Source organism: Fodinibius sp. (assembly GCF_034521915.1).
Taxonomy (GTDB): domain Bacteria; phylum Bacteroidota; class Rhodothermia; order Balneolales; family Balneolaceae; genus Fodinibius.
Genome location: NZ_JAXHLU010000004.1, coordinates 14996 through 41668, shown reverse-complemented (window position 1 = coordinate 41668; position 26673 = coordinate 14996). Strand labels below are relative to the sequence as shown.

At 43.6% G+C, this 26673-nt stretch carries 20 protein-coding genes and 1 tRNA gene; 14 read left to right on the top strand and 7 right to left on the bottom strand.

The window, feature by feature from the left end; genetic code table 11:
* The gene (locus tag U5J89_RS02785; RefSeq protein ID WP_322574081.1) at positions 1-921 is read right to left on the bottom strand and encodes a DUF58 domain-containing protein; all 921 of its coding nucleotides are present in this window, start codon (positions 919-921) and stop codon (positions 1-3) included.
* Positions 922-1098: 177 nt separating this feature from the next.
* On the opposite strand from U5J89_RS02785, the gene U5J89_RS02780 reads away from it, so the two are divergent.
* The 11 genes from U5J89_RS02780 (at position 1099) to mdh (ending at position 15063) form a co-directional block, all read left to right on the top strand.
* Positions 1099-1995, top strand: coding sequence for a dimethylarginine dimethylaminohydrolase family protein (locus U5J89_RS02780; protein ID WP_322574080.1), 897 nt, complete (start codon positions 1099-1101; stop codon positions 1993-1995).
* A gap of 358 nt (positions 1996-2353) precedes the next feature.
* Entirely contained in the window at positions 2354-2563 is a 210-nt protein-coding gene (locus tag U5J89_RS15875) for a CPXCG motif-containing cysteine-rich protein (protein WP_416208494.1), read from the top strand.
* 304 nt (positions 2564-2867) lie between these two features.
* Positions 2868-3986: a glutamine-hydrolyzing carbamoyl-phosphate synthase small subunit gene (gene carA, locus U5J89_RS02775; RefSeq protein ID WP_322574079.1), complete on the top strand. Its 1119-nt coding sequence runs from the start codon at positions 2868-2870 to the stop codon at positions 3984-3986.
* 90 nt (positions 3987-4076) lie between these two features.
* On the top strand, positions 4077-6914 hold the full coding sequence (gene carB, locus U5J89_RS02770; protein ID WP_322574078.1) for a carbamoyl-phosphate synthase large subunit: 2838 nt from the start codon (positions 4077-4079) through the stop codon (positions 6912-6914).
* 131 nt (positions 6915-7045) lie between these two features.
* On the top strand, positions 7046-7429 hold the full coding sequence (locus U5J89_RS02765; RefSeq protein ID WP_322574077.1) for a GxxExxY protein: 384 nt from the start codon (positions 7046-7048) through the stop codon (positions 7427-7429).
* A gap of 49 nt (positions 7430-7478) precedes the next feature.
* Positions 7479-9659: a DNA helicase RecQ gene (recQ, locus tag U5J89_RS02760; RefSeq protein WP_322574076.1), complete on the top strand. Its 2181-nt coding sequence runs from the start codon at positions 7479-7481 to the stop codon at positions 9657-9659.
* Between the two features lie 172 nt (positions 9660-9831).
* Positions 9832-11040 (top strand): D-alanine--D-alanine ligase family protein, encoded by a 1209-nt coding sequence (locus U5J89_RS02755; protein WP_322574075.1) that lies wholly within the window; start codon positions 9832-9834, stop codon positions 11038-11040.
* 26 nt (positions 11041-11066) lie between these two features.
* Positions 11067-12572: an ABC transporter substrate-binding protein gene (locus U5J89_RS02750; RefSeq protein WP_322574074.1), complete on the top strand. Its 1506-nt coding sequence runs from the start codon at positions 11067-11069 to the stop codon at positions 12570-12572.
* A 4-nt stretch (positions 12573-12576) separates the two neighbouring features.
* The gene (locus tag U5J89_RS02745) at positions 12577-13449 is read left to right on the top strand and encodes an NAD(+)/NADH kinase (protein WP_322574073.1); all 873 of its coding nucleotides are present in this window, start codon (positions 12577-12579) and stop codon (positions 13447-13449) included.
* Between the two features lie 138 nt (positions 13450-13587).
* Positions 13588-13902, top strand: a complete 315-nt coding sequence (locus tag U5J89_RS02740; RefSeq protein WP_322574072.1) for a four helix bundle protein — start codon at positions 13588-13590, stop codon at positions 13900-13902.
* Between the two features lie 204 nt (positions 13903-14106).
* The gene (mdh, locus tag U5J89_RS02735; protein ID WP_322574071.1) at positions 14107-15063 is read left to right on the top strand and encodes a malate dehydrogenase; all 957 of its coding nucleotides are present in this window, start codon (positions 14107-14109) and stop codon (positions 15061-15063) included.
* Between the two features lie 150 nt (positions 15064-15213).
* On the opposite strand, the gene U5J89_RS02730 is transcribed toward mdh, so the two are convergent.
* The gene (locus U5J89_RS02730) at positions 15214-18129 is read right to left on the bottom strand and encodes an IS30 family transposase (protein WP_322574070.1); all 2916 of its coding nucleotides are present in this window, start codon (positions 18127-18129) and stop codon (positions 15214-15216) included.
* A gap of 249 nt (positions 18130-18378) precedes the next feature.
* On the opposite strand from U5J89_RS02730, the gene U5J89_RS02725 reads away from it, so the two are divergent.
* Entirely contained in the window at positions 18379-19689 is a 1311-nt protein-coding gene (locus tag U5J89_RS02725) for a ScyD/ScyE family protein (RefSeq protein WP_322574069.1), read from the top strand.
* Between the two features lie 128 nt (positions 19690-19817).
* Here U5J89_RS02725 and U5J89_RS02720 read toward each other — a convergent pair whose 3' ends face one another.
* From U5J89_RS02720 to U5J89_RS02700, 5 genes are all read right to left on the bottom strand, one after another.
* Positions 19818-20627, bottom strand: coding sequence for an NYN domain-containing protein (locus U5J89_RS02720; RefSeq protein ID WP_322574068.1), 810 nt, complete (start codon positions 20625-20627; stop codon positions 19818-19820).
* A 95-nt stretch (positions 20628-20722) separates the two neighbouring features.
* Entirely contained in the window at positions 20723-22195 is a 1473-nt protein-coding gene (locus tag U5J89_RS02715; RefSeq protein ID WP_322574067.1) for a lipopolysaccharide biosynthesis protein, read from the bottom strand.
* Between the two features lie 71 nt (positions 22196-22266).
* The gene (aroQ, locus tag U5J89_RS02710) at positions 22267-22701 is read right to left on the bottom strand and encodes a type II 3-dehydroquinate dehydratase (protein WP_322574066.1); all 435 of its coding nucleotides are present in this window, start codon (positions 22699-22701) and stop codon (positions 22267-22269) included.
* Positions 22698-23096: an HIT family protein gene (locus U5J89_RS02705; protein WP_322574065.1), complete on the bottom strand. Its 399-nt coding sequence runs from the start codon at positions 23094-23096 to the stop codon at positions 22698-22700. Before U5J89_RS02705 ends, aroQ begins: the two co-directional genes overlap by 4 nt.
* A 190-nt stretch (positions 23097-23286) precedes the next feature.
* Positions 23287-24243: an MBL fold metallo-hydrolase gene (locus tag U5J89_RS02700; RefSeq protein ID WP_322574064.1), complete on the bottom strand. Its 957-nt coding sequence runs from the start codon at positions 24241-24243 to the stop codon at positions 23287-23289.
* Positions 24244-24413: 170 nt separating this feature from the next.
* On the opposite strand from U5J89_RS02700, the gene U5J89_RS02695 reads away from it, so the two are divergent.
* Positions 24414-24486 (top strand) — tRNA-Lys (locus U5J89_RS02695).
* A gap of 181 nt (positions 24487-24667) precedes the next feature.
* A complete protein-coding gene (gene ftsH / locus U5J89_RS02690; RefSeq protein ID WP_322574063.1) occupies positions 24668-26665 on the top strand; it encodes an ATP-dependent zinc metalloprotease FtsH in 1998 nt (665 codons plus the stop codon).
* Positions 26666-26673 lie beyond the last annotated feature (8 nt).

Genomic DNA, 26673 nt, shown 5'->3' with positions numbered 1-26673 from the left:
TCATCCCAACCGTTTACGCTTATTTAGATAAGCCAGTAACGCCAAGTCAAACTCACTTTGGGTATCCAACTGTTCGAAATCGATCTGGAACTCACTGCACGCCATTTTAAATTTGTGAGTCAGCTCCTCCACTTTTTTCTGATAATCTTCGCGGATCTGCGAGGGTACCACCTCCATCTGTGAGCCTGTCTCCATATCCTGCATCACTAACCGCCGGTCGGGAAAATCCAGCTCCCGTTCACTTTTTTCTTCCAAGACATTAAAAAGTAATACCTCGTGTTTACTGTGACGCAGGTGCTTTAGAGCTGAAATCAGCTGATCATGTTTATCTACATTTTCAAAGAGATCGGTAAGCACAACAACCAAACTTCGATGGTTGAGACGTTCGGCCACCTCGTGCATAGCCTGTGCCGTTGCGGTTTGACGCTTATTTTTATCCGCATTCTTTTCCTGCTCAAGCAAGTTTTCGAACTCTGCAAATAACCTTCGAAGGTGCGAATACGACGACTTTGCCGGAATAAAATTATTAATCCCTTCATCAAAGGTAATCAACCCACAGGCATCGCGCTGGCGATTCATCAGATACATGAGCGACGACCCAAAATGGATAGCATACCGCAGTTTGCTCCAAGGGCTAAAATATTTATAAAACATCGAGCTGCTGGTATCCAACAAGACATAGCAGCGGAGGTTCGTCTCTTCCTCGTACTTTTTCACATAAAGCCGCTCGGTTTTGGCGTACACCTTCCAGTCGATATGCTTGATTTCATCACCGGGATTGTACGGTCGGTGCTCGGCAAATTCGACGCTGAATCCGTGGTGCGGACTTTTATGCAGCCCGGATATAAAACCCTCCACAATTTTTCGGGCACGCAGCTCAAGCGGAGCCAATTGCGACAGTAATTCGTGATCAAGCAGCATATTCATTGTTTCTTTTAATTTGAAGCTTTAAACTAACGAATCTTTCCCTAATCCCGTATTCAATAATAGGGAGAGATAAAAAAGAGTTTAAAGTTTATTCTTTTATACAAATGGTTATTTTAGGAGTCCGATTTATGGGCAAACCTTTCTGAAATACTGTAACAAAGTTCAATAATTATGGCGCAAGTAATTACCTCCGCAGATCAAATTGATTTTACCGTTGATGACCGTCCATCCATGCCCCTGCCTACCGAGGTGCTTATGGTTCGGCCACTACATTATTCTGTAGATTATGTTATCAATCCCCATATGGCGGATCAGGTGGGCAAGGTTGATAAAATTGAAGCCAATAATGAATGGAACCTCGTACGCTCGCTTTTTGATCAAATCGGGATGAACATCAACGTTATTGAAGATCAGGAAGGACTGCCCGATATGGTTTTTTGTGCCAACCAGAGCTTACCCTATATCGACGAAGATGGCAACACACATGTTTTTATGAGCATCATGCACGCCGATGAGCGCAAAGATGAGGTGCCCTATATTGAGCAGTGGTATCGCCAAAACGGCTATAAAATTCATTACCTGGATGAGGATAAGATTAACGACTTTGAAGGTTGTGGCGACGCCATTTGGCATACGGGCAAACGATTACTCTGGGGCGGATATGGCTACCGGTCATCCTTAGAGGCATACGAAACAATTTCTGATACGTTTGACGTACCCATCCTGGCGCTCGAACTCGTTGACGAATCATTCTATCATCTGGATACCTGTCTGTGTGTGCTGGATGAACATACGGCCCTGATTTATCCCGATGCTTTCACCGAAGAGGGACTCGAGATGATTAACAAGATGTTTGATAAAGTCATCCATGCATCTAAGTATGAGGCGGAAAAACTTTTTGCCTGCAATGCCTCCTGTCCCGACGGGCGCAACGTAATTATTCAGCAGGGCTGCACCGATGTAAACAAGAATTTGCGTGATCATGGATTTTCAGTACATGAAGTCAGTACCTACCAATTTCTAAAAAGCGGCGGTAGTGTCTTTTGCATGAAGATGTTGTTGTGGTGAGATAGTTATGAGTACTGAGTAGTAAGTATTGAGACGACCTGCTTTTACTTTATTTATAGTTTAATAACCAATTCTGGCACCATTACTCTACAGCAGTGCTTTTTTATCTCTTAAACCATATTCTGTGTTGTCACGCTTCTTACCCATTACGATGCTGGAGCTTTATAGTCAGATTAAGACAACACTTTCATAGCCTGATGATGAATCATCAGGAAACATAAATTAAGCTCACTTTAAGTGAGCTTTTATTCATCTAAATCTAATAATATAGACCACAGATTCATCTGTGGGATTAAAAAGCCACGGAACGTATTTATTGCCATTTCTCTTTTAGCAAAAAAACACAGATACCAAAGCCATGAAATATCAGGCAGAATCACAAGGATCTAAATATCGCTGCGCATATTGCGGAGAGGTAAGCCACACCTTCGTAGACCCTTCTCAAGGCAATACGCAAAAATATATTGAGGATTGCCCCCGATGTATTCGGGGCCGACCGAATGAACTTTCGATCTCTTATGATAAGTGGAACGACAATTTTATTATCCAAAGTCGTAAATCTCAGTAGGATACATTAATCTCAAATCTTCCTTTGAAAATAGATATTCGGATTTGTATCTTTCCACAGTTTTGCGCTGGAGCTGAATAAAGCGTACACATTTTGAAATCTTGATGCTCTAAAAGAATTCTTTTGATCTACCAATCTACTAAATTTAAAGTAGATGGCAGGCTCAACTGCCATAGAAAATTTCCGAACGGCACTTCGATTCGGAAATCTCACATTCCATTCCCTTTTTCAAAATCCGACTTATTGTTAGTCGGATTTTTTTTATGTCTAAACTTTAATTCCACAAAACCAATACACCCTCACTATGTCACTCTATCCCAGAGATAAAGCTATCATTGCTCTATCCGACGGCACCGTAGAACACGGCTACGCCATCGGCAAAAAAGGTACTACCGGCGGTGAACTCTGCTTTAACACCAGCATGGTCGGCTACCAGGAAATTTTTACTGATCCCAGCTACTACGGTCAGCTCATGATGATGACCTACCCACATATCGGAAACTACGGCACCATGAGCCGCGACGATGAAGCCCGCAAGGTGATGATTGCCGGATTGATTGTACGATCCTTTTCGTGGGAGCACAGCAATTCACAAGCCGACGGTAACCTGCAGGAATATCTGGAACGCAACGAAGTAGTTGGCATTACCGGTATTGATACCCGAAAGCTGGTGCGACACATCCGCAGCAAAGGAGTAATGAATGCGGTCATCTCATCTACCGAACTTGATGAGAACAAGCTGGTTGAAAAGGCCAAGAACTGGGATGACATGGTTGGCCTTGAACTGGCGACTGAAGTTACGCGCAAGGAACCGCAAACGTTTCACAGCGATGGTCCTTTTAAAGTTGCCGCTTTCGACTACGGTATCAAACAAAGTATCATTGATAATCTCGTAGATCGGGGATGCACGCTTAGGGTATTTCCAGCAAAGGGGGACTTCAAAGAAGAACTCGATCAGTGGAATCCCGACGGATTCTTTTTTAGCAACGGTCCCGGCGACCCGGATGCCACGGCCAAATATGCGCTGGATGCCGTAAATTATGCGAAAGAGACCGGCAAACCGATATTCGGCATTTGTTTGGGACATCAGCTTATGGCTCTCTCTGAAGGCATCCAAACAACCAAAATGTTTGTAGGTCACCGCGGAGCCAATCATCCGGTGAAGAACCTCGAAACCGGCCTGGTTGAAATCACGACGCAAAATCATGGATTTGCCGTAGATGAAGAAGCGCTGGATAAATCCAAAGTAGAGGTAACCCATGAAAATCTGAACGACGGCACTATTGAAGGACTCCGGTTTAAAAACTTTCCGGGCATGTCGGTACAATATCACCCCGAAGCATCGCCCGGTCCGCACGATTCTCGCTACCTCTTCGACCAGTTTCTGGATATGATCAAAGAAGGAAAAGGAAAGCTGGTTTAATAAAAATACCAATAGTATGGACGCGGCGCGCCGTGTCTCGGCAGAAAGTCTAAAAATTTTTAATTAGAAAAACAGATACCCAATAACCCAATGCCACGACGCAACGACATCAACAAAATTCTTATCATCGGATCAGGACCAATCGTAATTGGTCAAGCAGCAGAATTTGATTATTCTGGATCTCAGGCTTGTAAATCGCTTCGAGAAGACGGCTACGAAGTAGTCCTAATTAACTCAAATCCGGCCACGATCATGACCGACCCTATGATGGCCGATGAGGTTTACCTTAAGCCGCTTACCGAGGAATCTATTAAAGAAATTGTAGAAATCGAAGAACCCGATGCGGTACTGCCTACCATGGGTGGACAAACGGGATTAAATTTGACCCGAAATCTACAGCAAGAGAACTATTGGACAGAGCGCGATATTAAAATCATAGGTGTAGATATTGATGCCGTAGATATCACCGAAGATCGCCAACAGTTCCGTGACCTAATGGATGAAATTAACATTCCGCAGTGCAAAAGCCGAGCGGCCGAATCGGTATTGGAGGCCAAAGAAATTGCTGAAGAGTTAGGCGGACTTCCCATCGTCATTCGTCCCTCATTCACAATGGGCGGCGCCGGGGGAGGTATCGTCTGGTCCGAAGATGAGTTTGAGAAAAAAGTATTGCGCGGACTTGAAATGAGTCCCGTACACCGTGTACTCATCGAAGAGTCTATTTTCGGATGGAAAGAATTCGAACTTGAGTTACTTCGTGATCCCAATGACAATGTGGTCATTATTTGTACCGTTGAAAATGTCGATCCGATGGGCGTGCATACCGGTGATTCAATGACGGTAGCTCCATCCCAAACACTCACGGATAAGCAATTTCAAATGTTACGCGATGCGGCCATCAAAATGATGCGTTCGATTGGTACCTTTGCCGGTGGATGTAATGTGCAGTTTGCCGTAGAGCCGGGCAGCGACCGATATGTAGCTATCGAAATTAATCCGCGCGTGAGCCGGTCTTCTGCTCTCGCGTCCAAAGCAACCGGATATCCCATCGCAAAAATTGCAACGAAGCTGGCGGTAGGCTATAATCTCGACGAACTGCCCAATCCCATTACCGGAAATACTTCAGCCTGCTTTGAACCATCCATCGATTACGTAATCGTAAAAGCGCCGCGCTTCAACTTTGAGAAGTTTCCCAATGTAGATGAGGAACTCACCACGCAGATGAAAGCGGTGGGCGAAGTGATGTCGATCGGTCGAAATTTCCCCGAAGCGCTGAATAAAGCGTATCAGTCGCTCGAAATCGGTCGATCCGGATTGGGCGCCGACGGCTACAACGAGATTGATCGCAAGGAGGTACGCGAACGACTCAAAAAGCCATACTGGGATCGCATGCTGAACATCCGCAACGCCTTTAAGTTTGGGGCTTCGGTTGAAGAAATTGCAGATATCACCAAAGTTGATCCTTGGTTCCTGCAACAAATTCGATACATGGTTTCCCTTGAAAACCGTACCGAAGGACAATCACTCGATACCATCACAAAGGAAGATCTCTTTGAACTCAAACAAGCCGGCTTTGGGGATGAACAAATTGCCTGGATGATGAGCCAGAGTAATGGCGAAGTGACCGAAAAAGAGGTACGCAAAAAACGTAATGAATTCGACTTGAAGCCTTCGTTTAAAGTTGTGGATACCTGCGCCGCAGAATTCCCCGCTGAGACGCCTTACTTTTACTCCGCTTACGAAGGGGAAAACGAGAGCGAAGCATCCGACAAAAAGAAAGTGATGATCCTCGGAAGCGGTCCCAACCGCATCGGTCAGGGTATTGAGTTTGACTACTCTTGCGTGCACGCTGTTAAAGCTACCCAGGAAATGGGCTACGAAGCGATTATGGTGAATTGTAACCCTGAGACGGTTTCTACTGATTTCGACACCGCCGATAAGCTCTACTTTGAGCCGGTCTTCTGGGAGCGTGTAATGGATATTTACGAGCACGAACAGCCCGAGGGCGTTATCCTACAAGTGGGCGGACAAACCGCGCTTAAACTTGGGAAAAAGTTTGTAGAAGAAGGTATCAAGATTTTCGGGACTGACTTCGAGATGATCAACTTCGCAGAAGACCGCGGATCATTTTCGAAATTCCTGAAAAAGCTCGATATCCCCTTCCCTTCGTACGGTACAGCCGAAGATGTAGAGGGCGCCTTAAAAATCGCGGATCGCATCGGTTATCCCGTACTTATCAGACCAAGTTATGTACTGGGCGGACAGGGCATGCGCATCGCAGTAAAACAGGAAGAGCTTGAATTTTACACCGAGCGCGTCCTCGAAACCCATCCCGAAAATGCCTTCCTCATTGATAAGTTTTTGGAAAATGCGGTTGAGGTAGATGTGGATGCCGTTTATGACGGAGAGGATATGCATATTGCAGGGATCATGCAGCATATCGAGCCAGCCGGTGTACATTCAGGTGACTCTACCGCGGTCATTCCGACTTATTCACTGAGTGATACCGCTATCGAAAAAATTAAGGAGTATCACGAAAAAATTGCCTCAAACATGAACATCAAAGGGTTCCTGAACGTACAGTATGCCGTTAAAGGCGACGATGTGTATGTGCTTGAAGCTAATCCTCGGTCAACGCGGACCATTCCGTTCCTCGCAAAAGCAACCGGACGTCCCGAGGCACGAATTGCCGTTAAGGTAATGCTCGGTGCAAAGCTCAAAGACTTTGATAAAGAAGATTTAACTTCTAAGCTTAAGAATTGGGCCATAAAAGAACCGGTCTTCCCCTTTGATAAATTTCCGGAAGTTAAAAAAGAGCTGGGGCCCGAAATGAAATCCACTGGAGAAACCATCTACTTTATGGAGGATTTCAACGACGAACATTTCAAGAAACCGTACGAGTTTAAAAGTCTTTATCTGAGTAAGTAACATCACAGATTAAACTGATTTATCTAATTGTTTGATAAAATTATTTGTAAGGATTAAAGCCTACGCAGATCATTCTTATAAATGATAATACTATCAGTGAATTCAGATAAATCAAGTAAATCTGTGATAAAATGAGTGAAAAATACAAGTACAGCGATCTTACCGGTGCTGTGATTGGTGCGGCTATGCAGGTACATTCAGCTTTAGGTAACGGTTTTCCTGAAGTTATTTACCAACGTAGTTTAGCCATCGAATTCCAGAATCAAAATATCAGTTATAAACGAGAGGAATCGATGCCTCTATTTTACAAGGGCCAATCGATAGGTAAAAGAATGGCTGATTTTCTGATTGAAGATAAGGTATTGGTAGAACTAAAGGCGCTTTCAGAAATCAATGAAACACATTATAATCAGGTGCTGAATTACCTAACTGCTTTTCAACTGGAAATAGGTCTTCTCATAAATTTCAGCGAAAACAGCCTTAACTTTAAACGATTTATAAATAGTAAATTATAATACCGATCATAATCTGTGGTATCAGATTAATCTAACACATCAGCGATACATGATTACAGAAGCACGCGACAAGCTTAACAACGTTTTTGGATTTGAAGATTTTCGCCCCCTGCAAGAAGATATTATTGCAAATGTTATGGACGAGAAAGATACACTCGTCATTATGCCTACGGGAGGTGGAAAATCGCTTTGCTACCAGATTCCAGCACTTCTTTTTGATGGGCTCACGGTGGTCGTATCCCCACTAATATCGCTGATGAAGGACCAGGTGGAACAGCTTCGCCAGTACGATATTCCTGCCATTTATCTTAATAGTTCACTTACTGACGAAGAATATGAACGCAATATCCAGCGACTAAAAGACAAAAAAGTAAAGATGTTGTACCTGGCACCGGAAACTTTGCTCATGGAACGCACGCTCAGGCTACTTGATAACCAGCGTATTGATCTGTTTACCATTGACGAAGCGCACTGTATTTCAGAATGGGGACACGATTTTCGTCCTGATTACCGCGAGCTTACTACCGTACGTGACCGGTATCCCGAAGCCACCTGCCTGGCGTTAACTGCTACGGCCACACCACGTGTTCGCGAAGATATCAAAAACGTCTTAGAGTTCGAGGATTCTGATACATTCCTTGGCAGCTTCGATCGTAAAAACCTGTTCCTGAAAGTAGCGGACAAAGAAGATCCGGTGGAACAAACCCTCGATTTTCTATATACCCGAAAAAAACAGTCGGGAATTATTTACTGCTTCTCCCGTAAGCAGGTAGAAGAACTTTTTGTGGAATTGAAAAAAGCAGGGCACTCCGTAAAGCCCTATCATGCCGGACTCTCAAAACGACTCCGAAATCGTAACCAAGAACTCTTTATCCGAGACGATGTCAACATCATTGTAGCGACCATTGCGTTTGGAATGGGAATCGATAAGCCAAACGTTCGTTTTGTAATGCACTTCGATATGCCCAAAAATATTGAGTCGTACTATCAGCAAATTGGCCGCGCCGGTCGTGACGGTTTACGATCTGATTGTCTGCTGTTATACAGCCGATCTGACAAGCAGAAGATTCAGTATTTCATTAATCAAAAAGAAGGCAGACAAAAGGAGGTAGCCGAAAAGCACCTTAAGGATTTGATGAAGTTCCTGGAAACGGATGAATGTCGTCGCGTACCATTAATGGAATATTTTGGAGAAACCTACAAAAAGGATAACTGCGGCATGTGTGATAACTGTCTGTCGGTAGATGCAGAAGTGGAAGATTTAACGGTTCAAGCTCAAAAAATGCTATCCTGTATTGCGCAAACAGACGAACAATTTGATAGCTATTATCTTGCAGATATTCTGCGCGGGTCCACCAAGGCAAAAGTACTTAAAAACGGCCATGATGAGCTATCAACCTATAATATTGGTACAGAGTGGGCCAAGGAGCATTGGATTTTATTGGCACGGCTGCTTGTGAAGCAAGGATATTTGCAAACCGAAGAAGAAAAAAACGCATTGCATATTACCGATCAGGGACAAGCCGTATTAAATGGCAAAGAAAATGTATTTGGCGTTCTTGATCGTACAGAAAACGTAGTCGATGATGAATCCATTGATCGTACTACGACCGAAGTAGAACAAAATTATGACAACGATCTCTTTGAGCAGTTGGAGGTCAAGCGTAAAGAACTGGCCGACGAGCAATCAGTTCCACCCTACGCCATATTTCCGGATACAACACTTATGGAGATGGCGTACTATTATCCCCAATCAAAAGATAAGCTAATGCCTATTTACGGGATAGGATCAGTGAAGCTAAAAAAATATGGCACTGACTTTTTAAAAATTATTAACAAATACTGCCGTGCCAAAGATGTTGAGGAAAAGAGCGAAGCGCTCGAAGAAAAATTAAAAAAGTTCCAGGAGTATGGTGAGCCCTATGAGCGCATCGGCAAGGAATATAATGCCGGAAAATCCATTGACCATCTATCCGAACAGTTTGGCGTTAAAGATGTGACCATCATCAAGCATCTAAAAAAATATTTAAAAGAAGGAAATAATATTCGTCCCGAAGGAATTGTAGAAGTTTCTTCGCTTTCACATCGCAAACGAGAAGAAGTCATGGACATTATGGCCGAAGTGCCCACGCACATGATACGTAAGGTCTATACCGAGCTCGATAAATCAGTAAGCTATAGCGAGCTGCGTATCATTCAGCTATATTATATGGCTAAAAGCAATAAGTAAATAAAACGTCGGTGCTCGTACTTCCTAATTCCCTATATTTGCAAATAATAACGGCACCGATTTTTATCTATTTGTTTAACAAAACCACTTCTGCTTTTTTGTATTTATATCACATCTGAGGCGATCTTTTCTTATCATTAGAGGTATATTAACCTAAATTCAAAACTGATCCATGAGTTCTCGCAATATCGTTGTGGCATTTGGTGGTATTTCGCCGGAGCATGAAGTATCAGTGCTTACCGCCATGCAGGTTATCGCTTCCCTGAAAGGGACCAATTATAACGTCGTTCCGCTTTACATTTCAAAATCGGGACGATGGCTGACTGGCGATACACTTCTGGAAATGGAAAATTATCAAGATCTTGACGAGCTGAAAGAACAGGCTACCCACTGTACTTTTTCTCATGACAATTTAGGAAAGCCGGTACTGCTGGAAACAGAGAAAAAAGGATTCTTTAATTCTCCCGAAAGCTATCCGATTTATGCTCTAATCCCGGCATTTCATGGCTCAGAGGGAGAAAATGGCGCTTTTCAAGGAACGTGCGAAATGTATAACGTTCCCTATGCAGGCAGCGGTGTTTTTGCATCAAGCCTTGGGATGGACAAGATAAAAGCAAAAGATATTTGCAGAGCTCATGACATACCTGTCGTAGAGGGATTCGATTTCTTCGAATCAGAATGGGTTAAAGACCAGCAATCGATTTTAGAATTTGCCGAGCAGCTCGGTTATCCGGTTATCTTAAAACCCGTAAATTTAGGAAGTAGCATCGGCGTTTCCAGAGTAGAACGCGAAGATGAACTTATTGAGGCTATTGAAACTGCTTTCCGATATGATGAAAACCTGATGGTCGAAAAAGCCATATCACCCCTCATTGAGATCAACTGCTCGGTGTTAGGTACTTCTCATAATCTTCAAACAAGTGTTTGCGAACGTCCACTTGGACAAGACGAAACACTTTCATTTGAGGATAAGTATCAGTCCGATAATGGTTCCCAAAAAGGAATGGCTTCGGCAGATCGAGAAATTCCCGCAGATATTTCAGATGAGCTTACCCAAAAAATTCAGTCACGGTCAGAAAAGATATTTAAATTATTTAGAGCTTCGGGCATTGCTCGGTTCGACTTCCTGATTAATGCAGATACCGAAGAGCTCTATTTTAATGAGATTAACACCATTCCCGGGTCATTCTCGTTTTATCTTTGGGAGGAAAGCGGAATGAATATGCGCAAATTAATGCTAAAATTAATCGACATAGCTATCAAACAGCATCAGAAGAAAGTGGGTCGTATCCGCTCTTATGATACGAATCTCCTGAATGAAAAAGCTGTAAAAGGCATTAAGGGCTTAAAAGGTGCTCAACAAGAACCCTTGGATAAATAAACGTTATCAACCATAATTTTCGGATCATGAAATTAATTAGCTCACAGAATTATTTACCTGTACTCATTGTATCGTTGGTGTTGCTGTGGGGATGTAAACAGCCAGAAACTGTCGTTATTGAAGATGCGCCCACCGCTTCGGCCCCTGCAGATACCACTGAAGAATATCCCACCGGTGATGACAATTCGGACTTCAGAAAATTAGTCATCGGCGAATATCAATCTATTACAAGTTTTGATCCTCTGCTGGCAGACAATGGTGCAACCATGCGAGCCCTGCAGCTCATTTATGAAGGCCTCGTCCGCCTGGATTCCAATGGTAATACCGTTCCTGCAGTAGCAAAAAACTGGGAAGTAAGTAATGACTCTCTTACCTATACCTTTACACTCAACCAAAATATTTACTATCACGACAGCGAAGTATTCAGCACCGGAACGGGACGTCGACTCACAGCCCAAGATGTTAAATTTGTATTTGAACGAATGGCCAAAGCCGGGAATCCATCAACAGCTGCAAAGTTATTTTGGAATATCAAAGGTTTCGAGCCTTATTATCAGGAACAGCACAACGTTTATGAGCCGGAAAAACGGACACTCTCTGAGGTATCGGGCATCCAAACTCCAAACGATAGCACCGTTGTTTTTGAACTCCATGAGGAAGACCCGCAATTTTTAGAAAAGCTGGCAACACCCTATGCACTTATCTATCCCCGTGAGGCTGTCAATAACACACAAAAATCTTTCGCACCCGTGGGGTCAGGTCCATTTACGCTTTCATCCCAAAGAGCAGATTCGGGCTATATCTTTGCCAAATCCCAAAAATATCATGCATACAAAACCATTCGCTTAAACAGAGTGGATATTCTTACAAGCAGCTCCGAATCTAACCTAATACGACAAATGGCGTCAGGCAATATCCATCTGCTCCCTGAAATTGGACCCAATATAATACAGAATTTTGCTACAGATGCAGGAACACTTAAAGCAGGATTCAATGATCGGTATACATTGACGAAACGGAACAACCCCATTGAAATTACTCTCCGCTTCAATCCAAATACAGACATTACGGAAGAAGATGCAGAACGCATCTCTCGCTTGACCTACGCGAATACTTCATCCTATTTTGAACAGCTGCCCGACCCTATTGTTGCTGTTGATTCAACTGAAAATCAGCAACCATCAGATACAACCATTACTGAAGAGAACTTATATGCGGTTTTTTCTGACGACCCCTTTATACGAACATACCTGGGTAACCTTTCAAAAATTTTGAATCGACAGGGGGTTAATCTGGAAATGACTAAGTTTCGAATACCTACAAGGAATACTGAGCTATGGGTTACACAGCACGCTTCGTTCATAAATGAAGATAAGGATAAATTGAATAATAATTATCCCGTAGTCTTCCGCTTTCGGGTGTATCCAACGGCTCTGCAGCGCAATGAGATAACGGGTCTCAACTTTAATCAATACGGATGGTGGCTTAACTTGCGCGGGGTTTCTCTTCCGACTGCCGACAAACTGAATTAGTATCATGAAATTTGCCGTAATAGCAAATCCCACAAAATACTCCGTTAAAGAACCCTTTGTCGACCTACTCAAGTGGTCAGATGAGCACGAAGTGCAGGTCTACTTCTGTTCAGATCTGCGTACATTATACGATGGTGAAGACCATCCTTCGGCAGTGGTTGTTGACGATGAAGAGTCAGCTATCGATCAAGCAGATATTATTATCGCCCTTGGCGGCGACGGCACCATGCTATATACCGCCCGGCTTATGAAAAGTATTCAAAAACCGATACTTGGGGTAAATAGTGGCAGATTGGGATTCATGGCCTATACCCAGAAAGAGAATCTCCATCAGGCGCTCGAATATCTGATAAAGGACGAGTACCGCATAGAAAAACGCTATCTGCTGGAAGCTAAAGACAATCAGGGTAACATTTATCATGCGCTTAATGAATTCCTGTTTTCGAAAAAGGATTCTACATCGATGGTGAATGTAGGCGCAGAGTATAATGAGATGTTTATCAACAACTACTGGGCGGACGGATTAATAGTCGCCTCTCCCACGGGCTCTACGGCCTACAACCTATCGTCCGGCGGACCAATTGTAATGCCGAATACCGATGTGATAGTAGTAACACCTATCAACCCACATACACTTACAACTCGACCTCTTGTTCTACCTTCTGATAAACACCTTAAAGTTACTGTCGAAAAGCAAGATCACGAGGTGTTATTTTCCTATGATGGACAAATTAAAGAGATCTCCGACTATCCTTACAAAGTACATATTAAACGCTCAAACTTTACCATTGATCTTATCGAGCTGCCCAATCAAAGTTATTTTGATACTCTCCGCCAGAAGCTAATGTGGGGCATGGATTCGCGGAATAGAACCTAGAGACCGGAGATTAGAAGTTAGAAGCTCGATGATAGAAGCTAGAAATTGGAAGTTAGCAATAAGATATGGTAGATTTTTTTACATCAAACTATATAAGTGAGAGGCCTTTTTATTAAATAGAGAAATCAGGAGAGTATTATGATTAAATCGTATGAAGATCTTGAGGTATATGAACGTGCCTATCAAATAGCAATGGAAATATTTTGGAGAAGCAAACAATTTCCCAAAGAAGAAAAATTCTCACTAACATCACAAGTAATTAGATCATCGCGATCAATCAGTTCAAATATTACTGAGGGATGGGCAAAAAGAAATTATGAAAACTATTTTAAGCAACACCTAATACATGCTTTAGGATCAAGTTCAGAAACAGAAAACTGGATTAAATTCGCAAATAATTGTAATTACATATCCGAAAAAGAGTACCAAGATTATAAAAAGAGCTCAGTATAGTTAGGAAAATGTTAACTAAGCTACATCAAAATTGGACCACCTACCAAAATAGCTAATAACTAATTCATCCAATATCTAACTTCAAGCATCCCACTTCTATTGTCCAGCCTCTACCTTCCAATATCCAGCTTCTATCCCTGATATTCAGCTCATAAAATAGTATCTTCTACTCTGAAATTTTTAACCCCCAAAACTATTAGTCTCATGAAAGTAACAGTAGTCGGTGCCGGCGGAAATGTCGGTTCAACGGTTTCATTAGCCTTAGCACAACGCGATTTTGCCAAAGAGGTTGTCATGGTTGATATTGTACAAGAAAAAGACGGAGATAAAATTTATCCCTCAAAAGGGCGCGCACTTGACCAGTGGGAATCTTCGCCCATCCACAAGTTTGATACCAAGCTGACCGGAACAGTTGATTACGAAGATACTGCCGGATCAGATGTATGCGTTATTACAGCGGGTGTACCTCGCAAACCGGGTATGAGCCGGGACGACCTTCTCGAAATAAATGCAAACATCGTTCAGGAGGTTACCGAAAAACTTGTAGAGCAGTCTCCCAACACCATCATAATTGTTGTATCAAATCCTCTGGATGTGATGGCCCAGGTTGCCCTCGAAACCAGTGGTTTTGAATCACATCGCGTGATGGGTATGGCCGGCATTTTGGATACGGCTCGCTATCGCTCGTTCCTCGCTGAAGAAATTGGCGTATCCCCAAAAGATATTCAGGCGCTTTTACTTGGCGGACACGGAGACACGATGGTGCCTCTTCCCCGCTTTACTACGGTATGCGGTATGCCTGTTACCCAATTTATTGATGAAGACAAGCTTGAAGAAATTGTTGAACGTACCAAAGGGGGCGGCGGTGAACTCGTCAACCTAATGGGAACTTCTGCATGGTATGCACCCGGAGCTGCAGCCGCACAAATGGTAGAGGCCATTATGCTCGACCAGAATCGTGTATTCCCATGTGCTGCTCACCTAAATGGCGAATACGGCCAAGAGGATCTGTTCCTTGGCGTACCCGTGAAGCTGGGTGAAGGCGGAATAAAGGAAATAATAGAGGTTGACTTAAACGACGAAGAACAACAACTTTTAGATGAATCAGCTGATCACGTACATTCTGTACTTAAAGAATTCCGTCAGCTGATGGACAAATAAATCGCAATAAATTATGAGGACGTAAGGCCCTCACTACTTGCATTTATAAAAAGGGACTTCGCAGACCATAGCGAAGTCCCTTTTTCTTTTTCAGATACACTACAAAACGATTCCAACCTACATCACCCTATTCTCACATTACTGGATTGGTTACGAATAAAAACCATTCAGATTAATTATACTAATGCGCTCTTGGGAGATCTTTCGCAGGTCTGTTCCCTTCGGGAAGAACCGCCTGAGTACCCAAATCCGGTTTTCTACGGTTCCTTTATCCTGGGAAGTATACGGGCGGGTAAAGTAGGTATCAGCTTCCAAGTTCTCGGCAATATCCTGATGTCGGGCAAAGGCTTTGTCATTATCAAACGTCAGGGTTTTGACAAAAGAGGATGGAATCTGGCCCAGGCGTCCGGTGATCTGATTAGCGATTTCCTCAGCCTTTCGGCTGGTAACTTTCTGAAGAGCCGTCAGCAGGGTGGCCCGATCAGTTAGCACCAACAACGCCGACTTATGGGCTTTGCCCATCATTAGATCCACTTCAATGTCTCCCAGTCGGGAGCGCTCTTCTACAACTTCGGGTCGCTTGGTGATCGATACCCGGCCTTTAATTCGGCCTCTGCTGTCTTGTCGATTGCCGCGCCTGCGCTTATGGCGGCCATGTTTGAGGTGCTTGTAGAGTCCTTTGTCATTTATTTCCCTTCCAAGCTTTTGCTCAACAAGCTTCACAAATTTCGGTTCATCTCTCACCATATCAAATATTGGATCAGAGTATACCCGGCTGTTAAAATTGAGCCCCTCGTTGATCATAGTTAGAGCAGGATCTATTTGACCAACAAGAAGCAACGTATAAAGCTTTGGAGCAAATGGCAGCTCAACCCTCTGCAACTCTTCAAGAGTTCGAGCTTTTTCTCTCTGAACAGCATACATTAGCGGTTCTCTCCATTCCGAACTGGAATCCCACATTTCATTAAGCATAGCACTAGCTTTATCCATCAGGGCTTCCGCCTCTTTTATCCGACCTTGATCAAACAACAAGCTGGCTTCCTTGAAACGAGCCGTACTCAAATATTTTTTTGTATTTGGATATCCACTCCCCAAATTAAGAGCTGTCTCAAGGTGTTGAATCGCCTCCCCGTAACGACGTTCACAATAATAGGTATAGCCAAGACCATGGTGGGCTGCCCAAGAAAATGGATCTAATGCCACCGAATATTCCATATGAACTAATGCACTGTCCAACTGACCGATGCGGAGCAAATACCACCCGTATTCTCTTCTGACCTCACTGTTATTGGGACTGATACCAAGAGCACGTTGAAACGAAATGCTACTCTGTTTCCAGTTCCGCAGAAATAACTCATGAACCATGGCCTTAGCCAAGTGTGCTGCTACTACGGTAGAGTCATGAGCCAAGGCGTTATCGGATGCTTCCAAAGCCGCTCGGGCTGCCGTTTCTGGTGATAAGCCTACTATCCCTGTCACATCAAAATCACCCCAATTAAGTACCCCTAACTGTACCAACGCCATAGCCAGCCCGCCGTAGGCCGGAGCAAAAGTGGAGTCGTGTTGTATAGCAGCAAGGAACAGATCTGGAGCCTGTTCCAATCCCTTCGGTTCAAGCTGATTTAGTAGATACTGACCCTGCAAATACAAATGGTATGCCTTCTCATCAACATTGCGACGGGTCGCGAGCTGGTCCCGCTCCCCGGGCAACAGTTTTGCTTCGAGAGCGCCCGCAATTTTGGTTGCCACATCACTCTGAACACCCAAAATATCTTCCAGAGCCCGATCATAACTCGCACCCCACAAATGTCGATCAGTTTGGGCATCAATCAACTGTGCGGTAATACGCACACGGTTTCCAACACGCTGCACACTTCCTTCCACAACAGCTGTGGCACCCAGTTCTTTCCCAATAGTCTTTAAACTTTTCTCTGTATCCCGATATCTCATGACCGAAGTCCGCGATATCACCGCCAGATCACTGACTTGCGCCAATCGGGCAAGAATTTCTTCGGTCATACCAAGGCTGAAATAATCAGTACTGTCTTCAACCCCCAGGTAAGTAAAAGGCAAAACAGCAACCGAGTGGCCGGAAAAGTGTGCATTGGAACCAGACTTTACCGAACTATCATTCCACCAAAACCACATTATAAATGCTACAGCCAGTATACCGATTCCCGCAATTATTAACAGCCAGCTACTGCCAACTGTCTCGGTAGTTAGAACATTTTCTTTCTTCAGGGAATTTTTTGCAGCCCATTCCCGGTCATGTTGCAAGTCACTCCCTCGGGCTGGTATATCTTCCTGAGTTTCGGTGGGTAACGTTCTTTTAGAATGACCTTGAGCTTGGATACTGATATCCTCAATTATTTTTTGCAGTTCCGGGCTGGGCTCCATATCCCACTCATTTTGTAAACGTATTGAAAAAGCCTCGTATATCCTCAAAGCATCGGATGTATTGCCTGTTCGTTTCAGAAGATCAATTAGCCGTTTATGCGCTTTTTCGGAATAGGGTTCAAACGCTGTCGCTTTCCGGGCCCATCTTTGAGCAGCATCATAATTCCCCTTTTCCTCGCTCTCTTCAACAATTTTCCATGCCCCTTCACAGGCCAAAGACCTTAAACGTTGACGTTCCCGATCCAGCCAGTTCTCAAATTCATTGGACACATCACTTACATGAAACCCGATAAGCAAATCATCTTTATATAAACTAAGTGCTTTCCTGGGCTCACTATCTTCTAAAGCTTTTTCAAATGCGATAGCATCGCACCATATCTTATCTTGATTCACTCCAATTTCTTCTGTACCCCGATTGATAATTATATCTTTGCCCAAAGATTCTCGAATGTGATATAAAATATTGCTAAGAGCATTACGAGCTTTTTTTTGTCCGGATTCCGGCCAAAACATAGCAATAAGCTCATCTCTTCTAACAAAACCTTGTGGGTCGTGGAGAACCAGATAAGTCAAAATAGCCAGTCGCTTCGGTCCTGAAAGAACGGAATACTCAAGACTTCCATCCTCTTTTTCAAGAATTGTAGTGCCCAACACCCTTAATTCAATCATATCTCCCTTCCTCCCCCTAATTAATCTCTTAGAAGTAATCTAAGAAAGAAAAGATATTAAGCAAAGAGGTCGAATATATATTCTACATGAAATTGGGAATATAAGAGTAACCAATTTGTCATTCTTGTCTTCCCACTTTCGTCAAAAAATAAACTAGGGTTAGCGGATCAATTGGATTGCTCGCTTTTATTCTTCTATCAAGTCTGTCCTCTGAAACGCTTACCTAATAAAACAGAGAAGAGGTCTATTATGAGTAAATACAATCTAAATCAGGGTAATATATACGACAAATTCGTCCGCCGAATATCGTCGATAATACCTAAAAGCATATCTATTGCTGCTGTTGCTATAGCTTTTTTATTGGTGGGATGTGACAGTAGCTTAACAGAAATCGAAAAGCCGGCAGCAGGAGAGTCAACCCTTGAAGCTGCTCATTCGGGTAGACATTTGGGAGCTATCGGTAACACCGGCCCCTATGAGTTTAACGCACCTGTTTTTGATATCAGTGCCACGCCTGATGGCGGCATTCTGGTTGCTGAAACAATTTTCCCCTCTGCTACGATACCGGGAGATGGAGAAACCTCCGAAACGGTAATAAAGAAAATCGGGAAAAGAGGCGTAAGCACCCTAACAACAGTTGAAACCGTAAAGGGAGCAGGAATAAATGGGTTGCAAGCTCACGGTGCCAAAAACTTCTTTGCCGCTTCCGGTGGCCCCGATCAGGCGGTAGGAGCAAAAGTTTATCGAATCAACCCCGGTGGTCAATGGGTGATCGGTGATATTGAAGCTTATGAACAGACCGTTGATGTGGATGCCAACAAAGGAGTACAGTGGAAAAATGTACTTTGTGAGGAAGCCGAGCCTTTCACAGCCGGCCCCCAATCAAATCCTTATCACCTTACAGATTATAAAAATGATGTACTTGTAGCGGATGCAGCCGGTAATTCACTGCTGAGCGTTAGTCCAAACGGAGATATTGACTGGGTAGCAGTATTTACTCCACCAACCGAAAACGGGGGAAGTTCAATCAATGCAGAGGACTGGATGGTACTTTTTTCAGTACCCGACGCTTTTACCTGTTATGTTCAACCGGTACCAACCGCGGTTGCTGTAGGACCTGACGGTGATATTTATGTAGGAGAACTAACTGGCGTAACACCTACTGACATAGGCTTGGAAGTAGGCGGAAAAACAACCGGTCTTTCCCGCGTATGGCGCATCGAGGCCGGTGCCCGGAATGTGAACTGCCCATCCGACCAGTGCGAAGTAGCCTTCGACGGTTTAACTTCGATCCTTGATCTCGATTTTGGGCCGGATGGTTGGCTGTATATCGTTGAATATGACAAGGACGGTTGGTTTACTGCCACCACTGGCGAAAGTCCGGCGGGTGGTGTAATAAAAAGATGCAATCCTGAAACAGGAAATTGCGAAACCGTTGAAGGAGATAATTCTTTCTTACTTTACCCTGGTGCCGTCACCTTTGACAAGTGGGGCAAATTATGGCTGTTGGAAAGTAATATTGCCAACCCTGCAAAGGTACGGCAAGTGGCCTTAGATTAGCCTTTTATTATTTAAACAAGAATTATCTAATAATTTAACAAGACCCGTATAGTCGGGACTTGACAAGAGAGACCATTGAAGTAGTAATCCAAAAGGGAGTCGGAAGTTATTCCGATTCCCTTTTAAATTTACGGAGCAGAAACCAGCACAATATCTTCGGCCACCAGTCCTTTTTCATTTTCGACCAGATCGAATTCAAAAATAAGATCTCGGCTGGGTAGGAAATCGGTATCGAAGTTGTTTTCGAACTGAGAAATATGCGCAAAAACGGTACTATAGGGAGATTCTTCAAAGCGGGAATCGGTAATCCAGAGATTTTCTCCTATATCCGTAAGAAAACGCAGAAAGCCATAACCATCCTCATGAGAGAAATCATAGCAAACTCCCCGCACCTTGGAGCCGGGTTCGCCCCAGCCATAGGGCGATTCGATGGGCAGCAGACCCGGAATAAGGTATCCCGAAATGTAAACATCCGATTCTTTTTTCAGATTACTTGACATATCATCAAAACCAACCAGCTCTACGCGCGTGCCCTTGCGTTGAACGGCATCCACTACACTAACATAACTACCGTTGTTGGTCAGCAGTACCAGCTTATCCATATTATCGGCCTGCGTAACCATATCCACGGCCATATCCATATCGACCGTAGACTTGGTGATAATCTCCTCGGTTTCTTGGTCCCTGTAATATTGGACGGGCTCTTTTATCACCTTGTACTCAAAATCCCGCAGGACTTCACTAAACCGAGTAGTCTTGTTTTTATAATCCGGATCTTCTTCGGCTCGCTGCTCATCATAAGCTAAGTACACATTCATGCGGGAGGGGATCATGCCGCCGCGACAGGCAAATTTGCGCAAAACATCGTATCGAAGACCAAAACCACCGTTCATAGTTACGTTTACCGCGTCAACATAAATACCAACTTTGCCCTTCATAATAATATCACCAAATAGTTTTAAATATTTGATCTAATAGTTTTACGGGGCAGGATTTCCCGAAAATCACTCACTCAAAACCGGGAAAAATGGTCTTATTTCTTCAGTAAATAATTTGGAATTGCCAGTAAGACCATTCCTGCTCCGCCTACTAATAACACTGTAAAGCGACTTGTCCATTCCGATCCCATCCATCCTATTACCCACGGCAAGGCATACAATGAACCGGCAGCAATCAGCATCATCAGAAATGTGCGCATAAGTTGATAATTGACAGGATATACGCGAACACTTTTATAGTAGAGCATCATCGCCATAGAGGCATAACTTAGAAAGGTAGCATAGGCAGAACCCATCATTCCGAAATAGGGAATCAGCAACAGATTGGCAACTACGGTTATTCCTGCTCCTATTAGCGTTATAACGGGCAGTATTTTGGTTTCTTCTTCGATGAAGATACCAGCCGAAAAATTCATGTACCAGCCCTGAAACCAGTAGGCTCCAAGTAACACCGGCACAATTGTAAGTCCTGACCAATATTGCTCACCTACCAAATAAACATCAAGGACAGGTACTTTTATCTGGACAATATGCTGAGCAAATAAGGCCACGACCAAAAAGCATATTCCCGCGACTACGTTGAAGTATCGAAACACATCGCGGTAAAGCTCAGGGGCATCAGGATCATCGGATTCACGCAAAAAGAATGGCTGCCACGCCATCCGAAACATTTGTACCAGCAGCAACATAAACACTGAGAGCTTATAACAGGCACTGTATATTCCTACTACATCGTCGGGTGCCATATCAGGACTATAGAGTTCTGCCACCGTAGACTGCGACATGTAATTGCCCAAGAAAAAACGGTCAAGTGTTTCATTGATAGCATAGCCAAGTCCAGCCGGAACAAAAGGTAATCCAAACTTTAGCGCTTTACGAAATACAGGGGTATCCCAATGTCCTGATAACATGGGCGCTGTAGCAATCCATAGAGCAATAGCTGTTAATCCGGAAGCTATAAGACTTGCAAAAAATACCGCTTCGATACCCCATCCAAGTCCGAGAATTAAATAAAACTGCAAACCAACATTTACCAGAATATTCCCAGTTTTAAATATCGCAAACAACCATTGACGGCGGACTAAGCGAAGTTCAGCAAAAGGAACCAGTACCATAGTATCGAACCAGAGGATACCAAGCATCATCCAGTACAGGTTTTGGCTTCCGGTCGATTCCAGACTCATAGCCGGCATCAAGGCAGGAGCAAGAAAAACAAGTAATACAACCAAGACTGTGGAAAGAGCTCCCAGTCCCAACTGCAGGGTTTTAAATACATTTTTTGCCTGATCACGATCTTTGGCATAACGCAGATAGGCCGATTCCATCCCAAAAGTGAAGATCACATTCAAGAAAGCAAGACCGGCATACACTAAACTTACTACACCATACTCCGATGTTGGGAATACATCAGTATGCAGCGGTACCAACAGATAACCGATAAACCGAGCCAGCACACTGCTGATACCATAAATAAGTGTGTCTGAAAGTAGTTCTCGTAGCTTTTTCAAAAGGAAGAATTAGATTGTGCTGAGTAAATAAACAAAGATCTCTCCCTGCCGTCGAGATGACAATTCAAAGGTTACTTGCTCACTATCAACTTCTCAAGAGCATGTACTCCAATAAGATAGCTTTGTTTCCCAAATCCGGTAATAATGCCATCTGCTACTGCTCCCGTAAGCGTGCGTTCCCGGAACTCTTCGCGAGCATGAATATTGGACAGGTGCACTTCCACGATGGGAATATCAATCAAATCAAGCGCATCACGAATTGCTACTGACGTATGTGAAAATCCTCCAAAATTAACGATAACCCCATCAAAATCACTTTTCATCAGCGATTGGATAGCTTCGACCAATTCTCCCTCTAAATTACTTTGGAAGAAAGTCATTTCATGGTCGGGAAACGAGCTGATAAGCAGCTGTTCAATATCTTCCAGTGTAGCAGAGCCATACTGCTCAGGATCGCGTTTGCCCAACATATTTAGGTTGGGTCCATTCAAAACCGATATTTTCATAGCGATACCTCGGCTGCAATCTTTTCTTTCAGCTCAACCATCCGCTCCTCGCTCACCGATACATTATGTCCCAGTGCCATCACCTGGTTCGTTTTATATAGGGGAATCAAATGCACATGAGCATGCGGTACTTCCAATCCCTGAACAATAACGCCGGTCCGCAGCGGATTCAATGCCTCATCGATTGCTTTTGCAATATCCCTGGAGACTGCCATAGTGCTCTGCATCAACTCGTCCGGCAAATCAAAAAAGTAATCGATCTCTTCCTTGGGCACCACGAGCGTGTGTCCCTCAGAAATGGGATTGATATCTAAAAAGGCGATATGATTTTCGGTTTCGGCTACTTTATGACAAGGAATCTCACCTTCAATAATTTTCGTGAATATCGTAGACATAGCAGTTAGCAGTTATTTCTCCTACGCATATGCTTCGGAGAACAGGCAGTTAGCAGCTTGCCCTACAAAGCTTCAGCGTAGTTTGGTTAACAGTTAGCAGAATGTTGATCACATTGTTCATTGTCAAATTAACGATCACAATTTTTCATTTTTAATTACAAATTCATAATCCCAGCTCAGAGACTTCTTATTAGTTAGTAGCTCGATATTCCATTTTCGACTCATCCACTTCAATACTCCCTTCATCGATCCCCCAGTCCAAGTAGCCCAATACCTCTGATAAAACAAGAAATAGAGCTCCCTTTTTTATGGCATCGGCAAAAATTCGGTGAGATAATTCCAATAACGACATCGACTCTTTACCCAACAGCTTTTTTATTTTCTGATATCGCTTTTTGTGTTCGTTTAAGTGATGATCAGCAACCGACGCCGCATCTTCAATTATCTCTCCATGACCCGGCAGCACCAGCCCACCCTGATTACGAATCCATTTTAGCGATTTTCGGTACTGTAATAAGCTCTTATTTCGCTGATCCGTTTCCGTATCAAAATTAATTAAGGCATTGGTACTGATATGTGCCAGCAACAAATCCCCACCAAAAATAACACCGTTCTCACTTTTGTATGATACATGACCGGGAGCATGGCCGGGCGTATGAACAACCTTGAATGAAAGGTCACCACTGTTAAGTACTACTCCCTCTTGGATCCATTCGGGTTCAATCGCCAACTGAAATTGCTGTAGCCAATCCAGCTGATCAATCATATTCTGAATATCCCCTTTGGGAATACTATGTTTTTGAAAAAACGCCTCAAACAAATCGGCATCATCATTGCCTCCAAAATTAGATCGCTCCAATGGATGTCCGAACACCGTTGCTCCCGCACGATCGGCAAGTCGGGCAGCCTGTCCGTAATGATCCGGATGCCCATGCGTAAGCCAAATCTCATCAATATCCCTGATCGTTAATCCCTGTTCACCCAAATAATAACGAACACAATCAAAGGCATCATCAGTATATTGACCGGTATCAACCAGTACATTTTTTTCGTCTTTAATTAGATAGCTAAAAACATCTCCCACGGCAAATGGGGTGGGAATTTTAATAGGATATATAGAATACTCTTTTAAAATATCGGGCCGCAACACGCTTTTTGTCTTAAAGTTCGAAATACGTTGAAGGTACTATTTTTTTACCAAAATCGATCAATTTCCTTCCCCTTTATTCTGAATTTAAAAGAAATAAAATTTTAGCTGATTTTTCCTTGAAATTAGTCGGTCGAAATCCGTATATTTGGAATCTGTTTTTGACCCGAGAGTCGGTAGCTCAGTTGGTAGAGCAACGCCCTTTTAAGGCGTGGGTCGTGGGTTCGATCCCCTCCCGACTCACAATATGTAAAGAAACTCTCTCTAAGCCTCTGCTGGTTGATAGCCTCAGAGGCTTTTTTTGTATAATTCAGAGTAAAAAAGTAAAACGGTTGGATAATCTTGGAATTTAAATACCGTTAACTTTCGTTGAATGTGATACATATTTATCCCAATTTTAGTTGATTTCATTTAATTATTTTCTATGCCCGAGAATAAAAAGAAGCAAAACTCAAATAAAAACAATCAAAAAAAGAATAAAGGACTTCAGGGGCCCGGAGGCAAACATCAGTACACCTTTTACTGGATTGTCTTAGCAGCGCTTTTTGGCTTTTGGTTATTCAGCTCGCAAAGCGGTGGACTTTTTGGCGGTCCTCCCACTATTGATTACAGCGAGTTTCGTAATCAAATCACCTCCGGCAATGTCGAGAAGGTTCTTATTCAAGGTGAACAAGTTACCGGTGATCTCAAAGAGGCAACGCGTTTAAATGCGGCCGAAAACGATACTACTCATTATAAAAGTTTTAACACCTATCTACCTTCTTTTGGGGATGATAAACTGATGAGCATGCTCGAGGAGCACGACGTGCAAGTAGAAACGCGTCCCAAAAGTGACTTTAACTGGTGGACCGTCTTACTCTGGGGTCTCCCTCTTATTTTCCTCGTTATGATCGGCTTCCAGTTCTTCCGACAAATGCGCATGCAGGGACAAAACATGTTCAAGATCGGAGAAAGCAAGGCCAAGCTGCAGGATGCCGAAACAGTAAACACCACATTTGATGATGTGGCCGGTCTTGAAGGAGCTAAAACAGAACTCCAGGAAGTTGTCAGTTTCCTGAAAAATCCCGGTAAATTTGATTCGCTGGGTGGAGAACTTCCCCGCGGTCTGTTGATGGTAGGTCCTCCCGGTACCGGTAAAACGTTACTTGCCCGTGCAGTAGCAGGCGAAGCAGGCGTACCATTTTTTACAATTACCGGCTCTGATTTTATGGAAATGTTTGTTGGCGTTGGCGCCAAGCGCGTTCGCGATATGTTTGAAAAAGCCAAAGAAAAAGAACCTGCAATCATTTTCATTGATGAAATTGACTCTATCGGACGTAAGCGCGGTGCAGGTCTTGGTGGCGGTCATGACGAGCGAGAACAGACGCTCAACCAGCTACTCTCCGAACTCGACGGATTCGAAAAAAATGAAGGGGTCGTCGTAATGGCAGCGACCAACCGTCCCGATATTTTGGATAAGGCCTTGTTGCGTCCCGGCCGTTTTGATCGTCAGATCACCGTACATCTGCCTACGCAGGAACACCGCGAGCAAATTCTAAAAATCCACTCTCAAAACAAAAAAGTTTCAGAGGATGTGAATCTTGAAGAAATTGCCCGATCAACCCCCGGCTTTAGCGGTGCCGATCTCGAAAACTTGCTCAATGAAGCTGCTCTTATTGCTGCGCGATACAAACGAAAGGCAATTGAACAGCAAGATATCGACCAGGCCCGCGACAAGGTAATGATGGGCCTTAAACGGGAAGGCATCAGGCTTACTGATCACGAGAAAAAACTTTTAGCCTACCACGAAGCCGGACATGCAATTGTTGCGGCAGTGTTACCTAACACTGATCCCATCCACAAGGTAACCGTAATACCACGTGGCCAAGCAATGGGCGTAACTATGCAGATGCCGGATAAAGAAAAGTATTTATACGAAAAGAAATACATGCTCGACCGTATGGCCGTAATGATGGGTGGACGTGCTGCAGAAAATCTCATTTTTGATACGGCCACCAGCGGTGCCGAAAACGATCTCAAGCAGATTCGCAAGCTGGCCCGAAAGATGGTGCTCGACTGGGGTATGAGCGATAAATTTAACAACATCGCTTTTGGCAGTCAGCGTGAACAGGTATTCTTGGGCGAACAGATGGGAAGTTCTAAGGAATACAGTGAAAGCACGGCCCGTGAAGTAGATGAGGAAGTCCTGAGAATCCTCAAAGAGGCCTATAACCGTGCCGTTACCGCTATCACCGAACACAGAGATATCCTTGATAAACTTGCTGAAGAGCTCATCGAACACGAAGAGATTTCCGGTAAAAAAGTAATGGAATGGCTGAATGGATCAGCAGAAGAGGAAACAGCTGACGAAGAAAACCAGGAAAAATCAAAAGATGATACTAAATTAAAAGAGAACGAAGAGCCTGCTGACGAAGAAGAATAACTGAAATA

Bases quoted from the DNA above. Each gene is read 5' to 3' on its own strand.
- recQ (WP_322574076.1), top strand. From the start codon at position 7,479: ATGATTACAGAAGCACGCGACAAGCTTAACAACGTTTTTGGATTTGAA.
- U5J89_RS02745 (WP_322574073.1), top strand. From the start codon at position 12,577: ATGAAATTTGCCGTAATAGCAAATCCCACAAAATACTCCGTTAAAGAA.
- mdh (WP_322574071.1), top strand. From the start codon at position 14,107: ATGAAAGTAACAGTAGTCGGTGCCGGCGGAAATGTCGGTTCAACGGTT.
- U5J89_RS02765 (WP_322574077.1), top strand. From the start codon at position 7,046: ATGAGTGAAAAATACAAGTACAGCGATCTTACCGGTGCTGTGATTGGT.
- U5J89_RS02785 (WP_322574081.1), bottom strand. From the start codon at position 921: ATGCTGCTTGATCACGAATTACTGTCGCAATTGGCTCCGCTTGAGCTG.
- U5J89_RS02740 (WP_322574072.1), top strand. From the start codon at position 13,588: ATGATTAAATCGTATGAAGATCTTGAGGTATATGAACGTGCCTATCAA.
- carB (WP_322574078.1), top strand. From the start codon at position 4,077: ATGCCACGACGCAACGACATCAACAAAATTCTTATCATCGGATCAGGA.
- U5J89_RS02720 (WP_322574068.1), bottom strand. From the start codon at position 20,627: ATGAAGGGCAAAGTTGGTATTTATGTTGACGCGGTAAACGTAACTATG.
- aroQ (WP_322574066.1), bottom strand. From the start codon at position 22,701: ATGAAAATATCGGTTTTGAATGGACCCAACCTAAATATGTTGGGCAAA.
- U5J89_RS02725 (WP_322574069.1), top strand. From the start codon at position 18,379: ATGAGTAAATACAATCTAAATCAGGGTAATATATACGACAAATTCGTC.
- U5J89_RS15875 (WP_416208494.1), top strand. From the start codon at position 2,354: ATGAAATATCAGGCAGAATCACAAGGATCTAAATATCGCTGCGCATAT.
- ftsH (WP_322574063.1), top strand. From the start codon at position 24,668: ATGCCCGAGAATAAAAAGAAGCAAAACTCAAATAAAAACAATCAAAAA.
- U5J89_RS02750 (WP_322574074.1), top strand. From the start codon at position 11,067: ATGAAATTAATTAGCTCACAGAATTATTTACCTGTACTCATTGTATCG.
- carA (WP_322574079.1), top strand. From the start codon at position 2,868: ATGTCACTCTATCCCAGAGATAAAGCTATCATTGCTCTATCCGACGGC.
- U5J89_RS02780 (WP_322574080.1), top strand. From the start codon at position 1,099: ATGGCGCAAGTAATTACCTCCGCAGATCAAATTGATTTTACCGTTGAT.
- U5J89_RS02755 (WP_322574075.1), top strand. From the start codon at position 9,832: ATGAGTTCTCGCAATATCGTTGTGGCATTTGGTGGTATTTCGCCGGAG.
- U5J89_RS02705 (WP_322574065.1), bottom strand. From the start codon at position 23,096: ATGTCTACGATATTCACGAAAATTATTGAAGGTGAGATTCCTTGTCAT.
- U5J89_RS02730 (WP_322574070.1), bottom strand. From the start codon at position 18,129: ATGATTGAATTAAGGGTGTTGGGCACTACAATTCTTGAAAAAGAGGAT.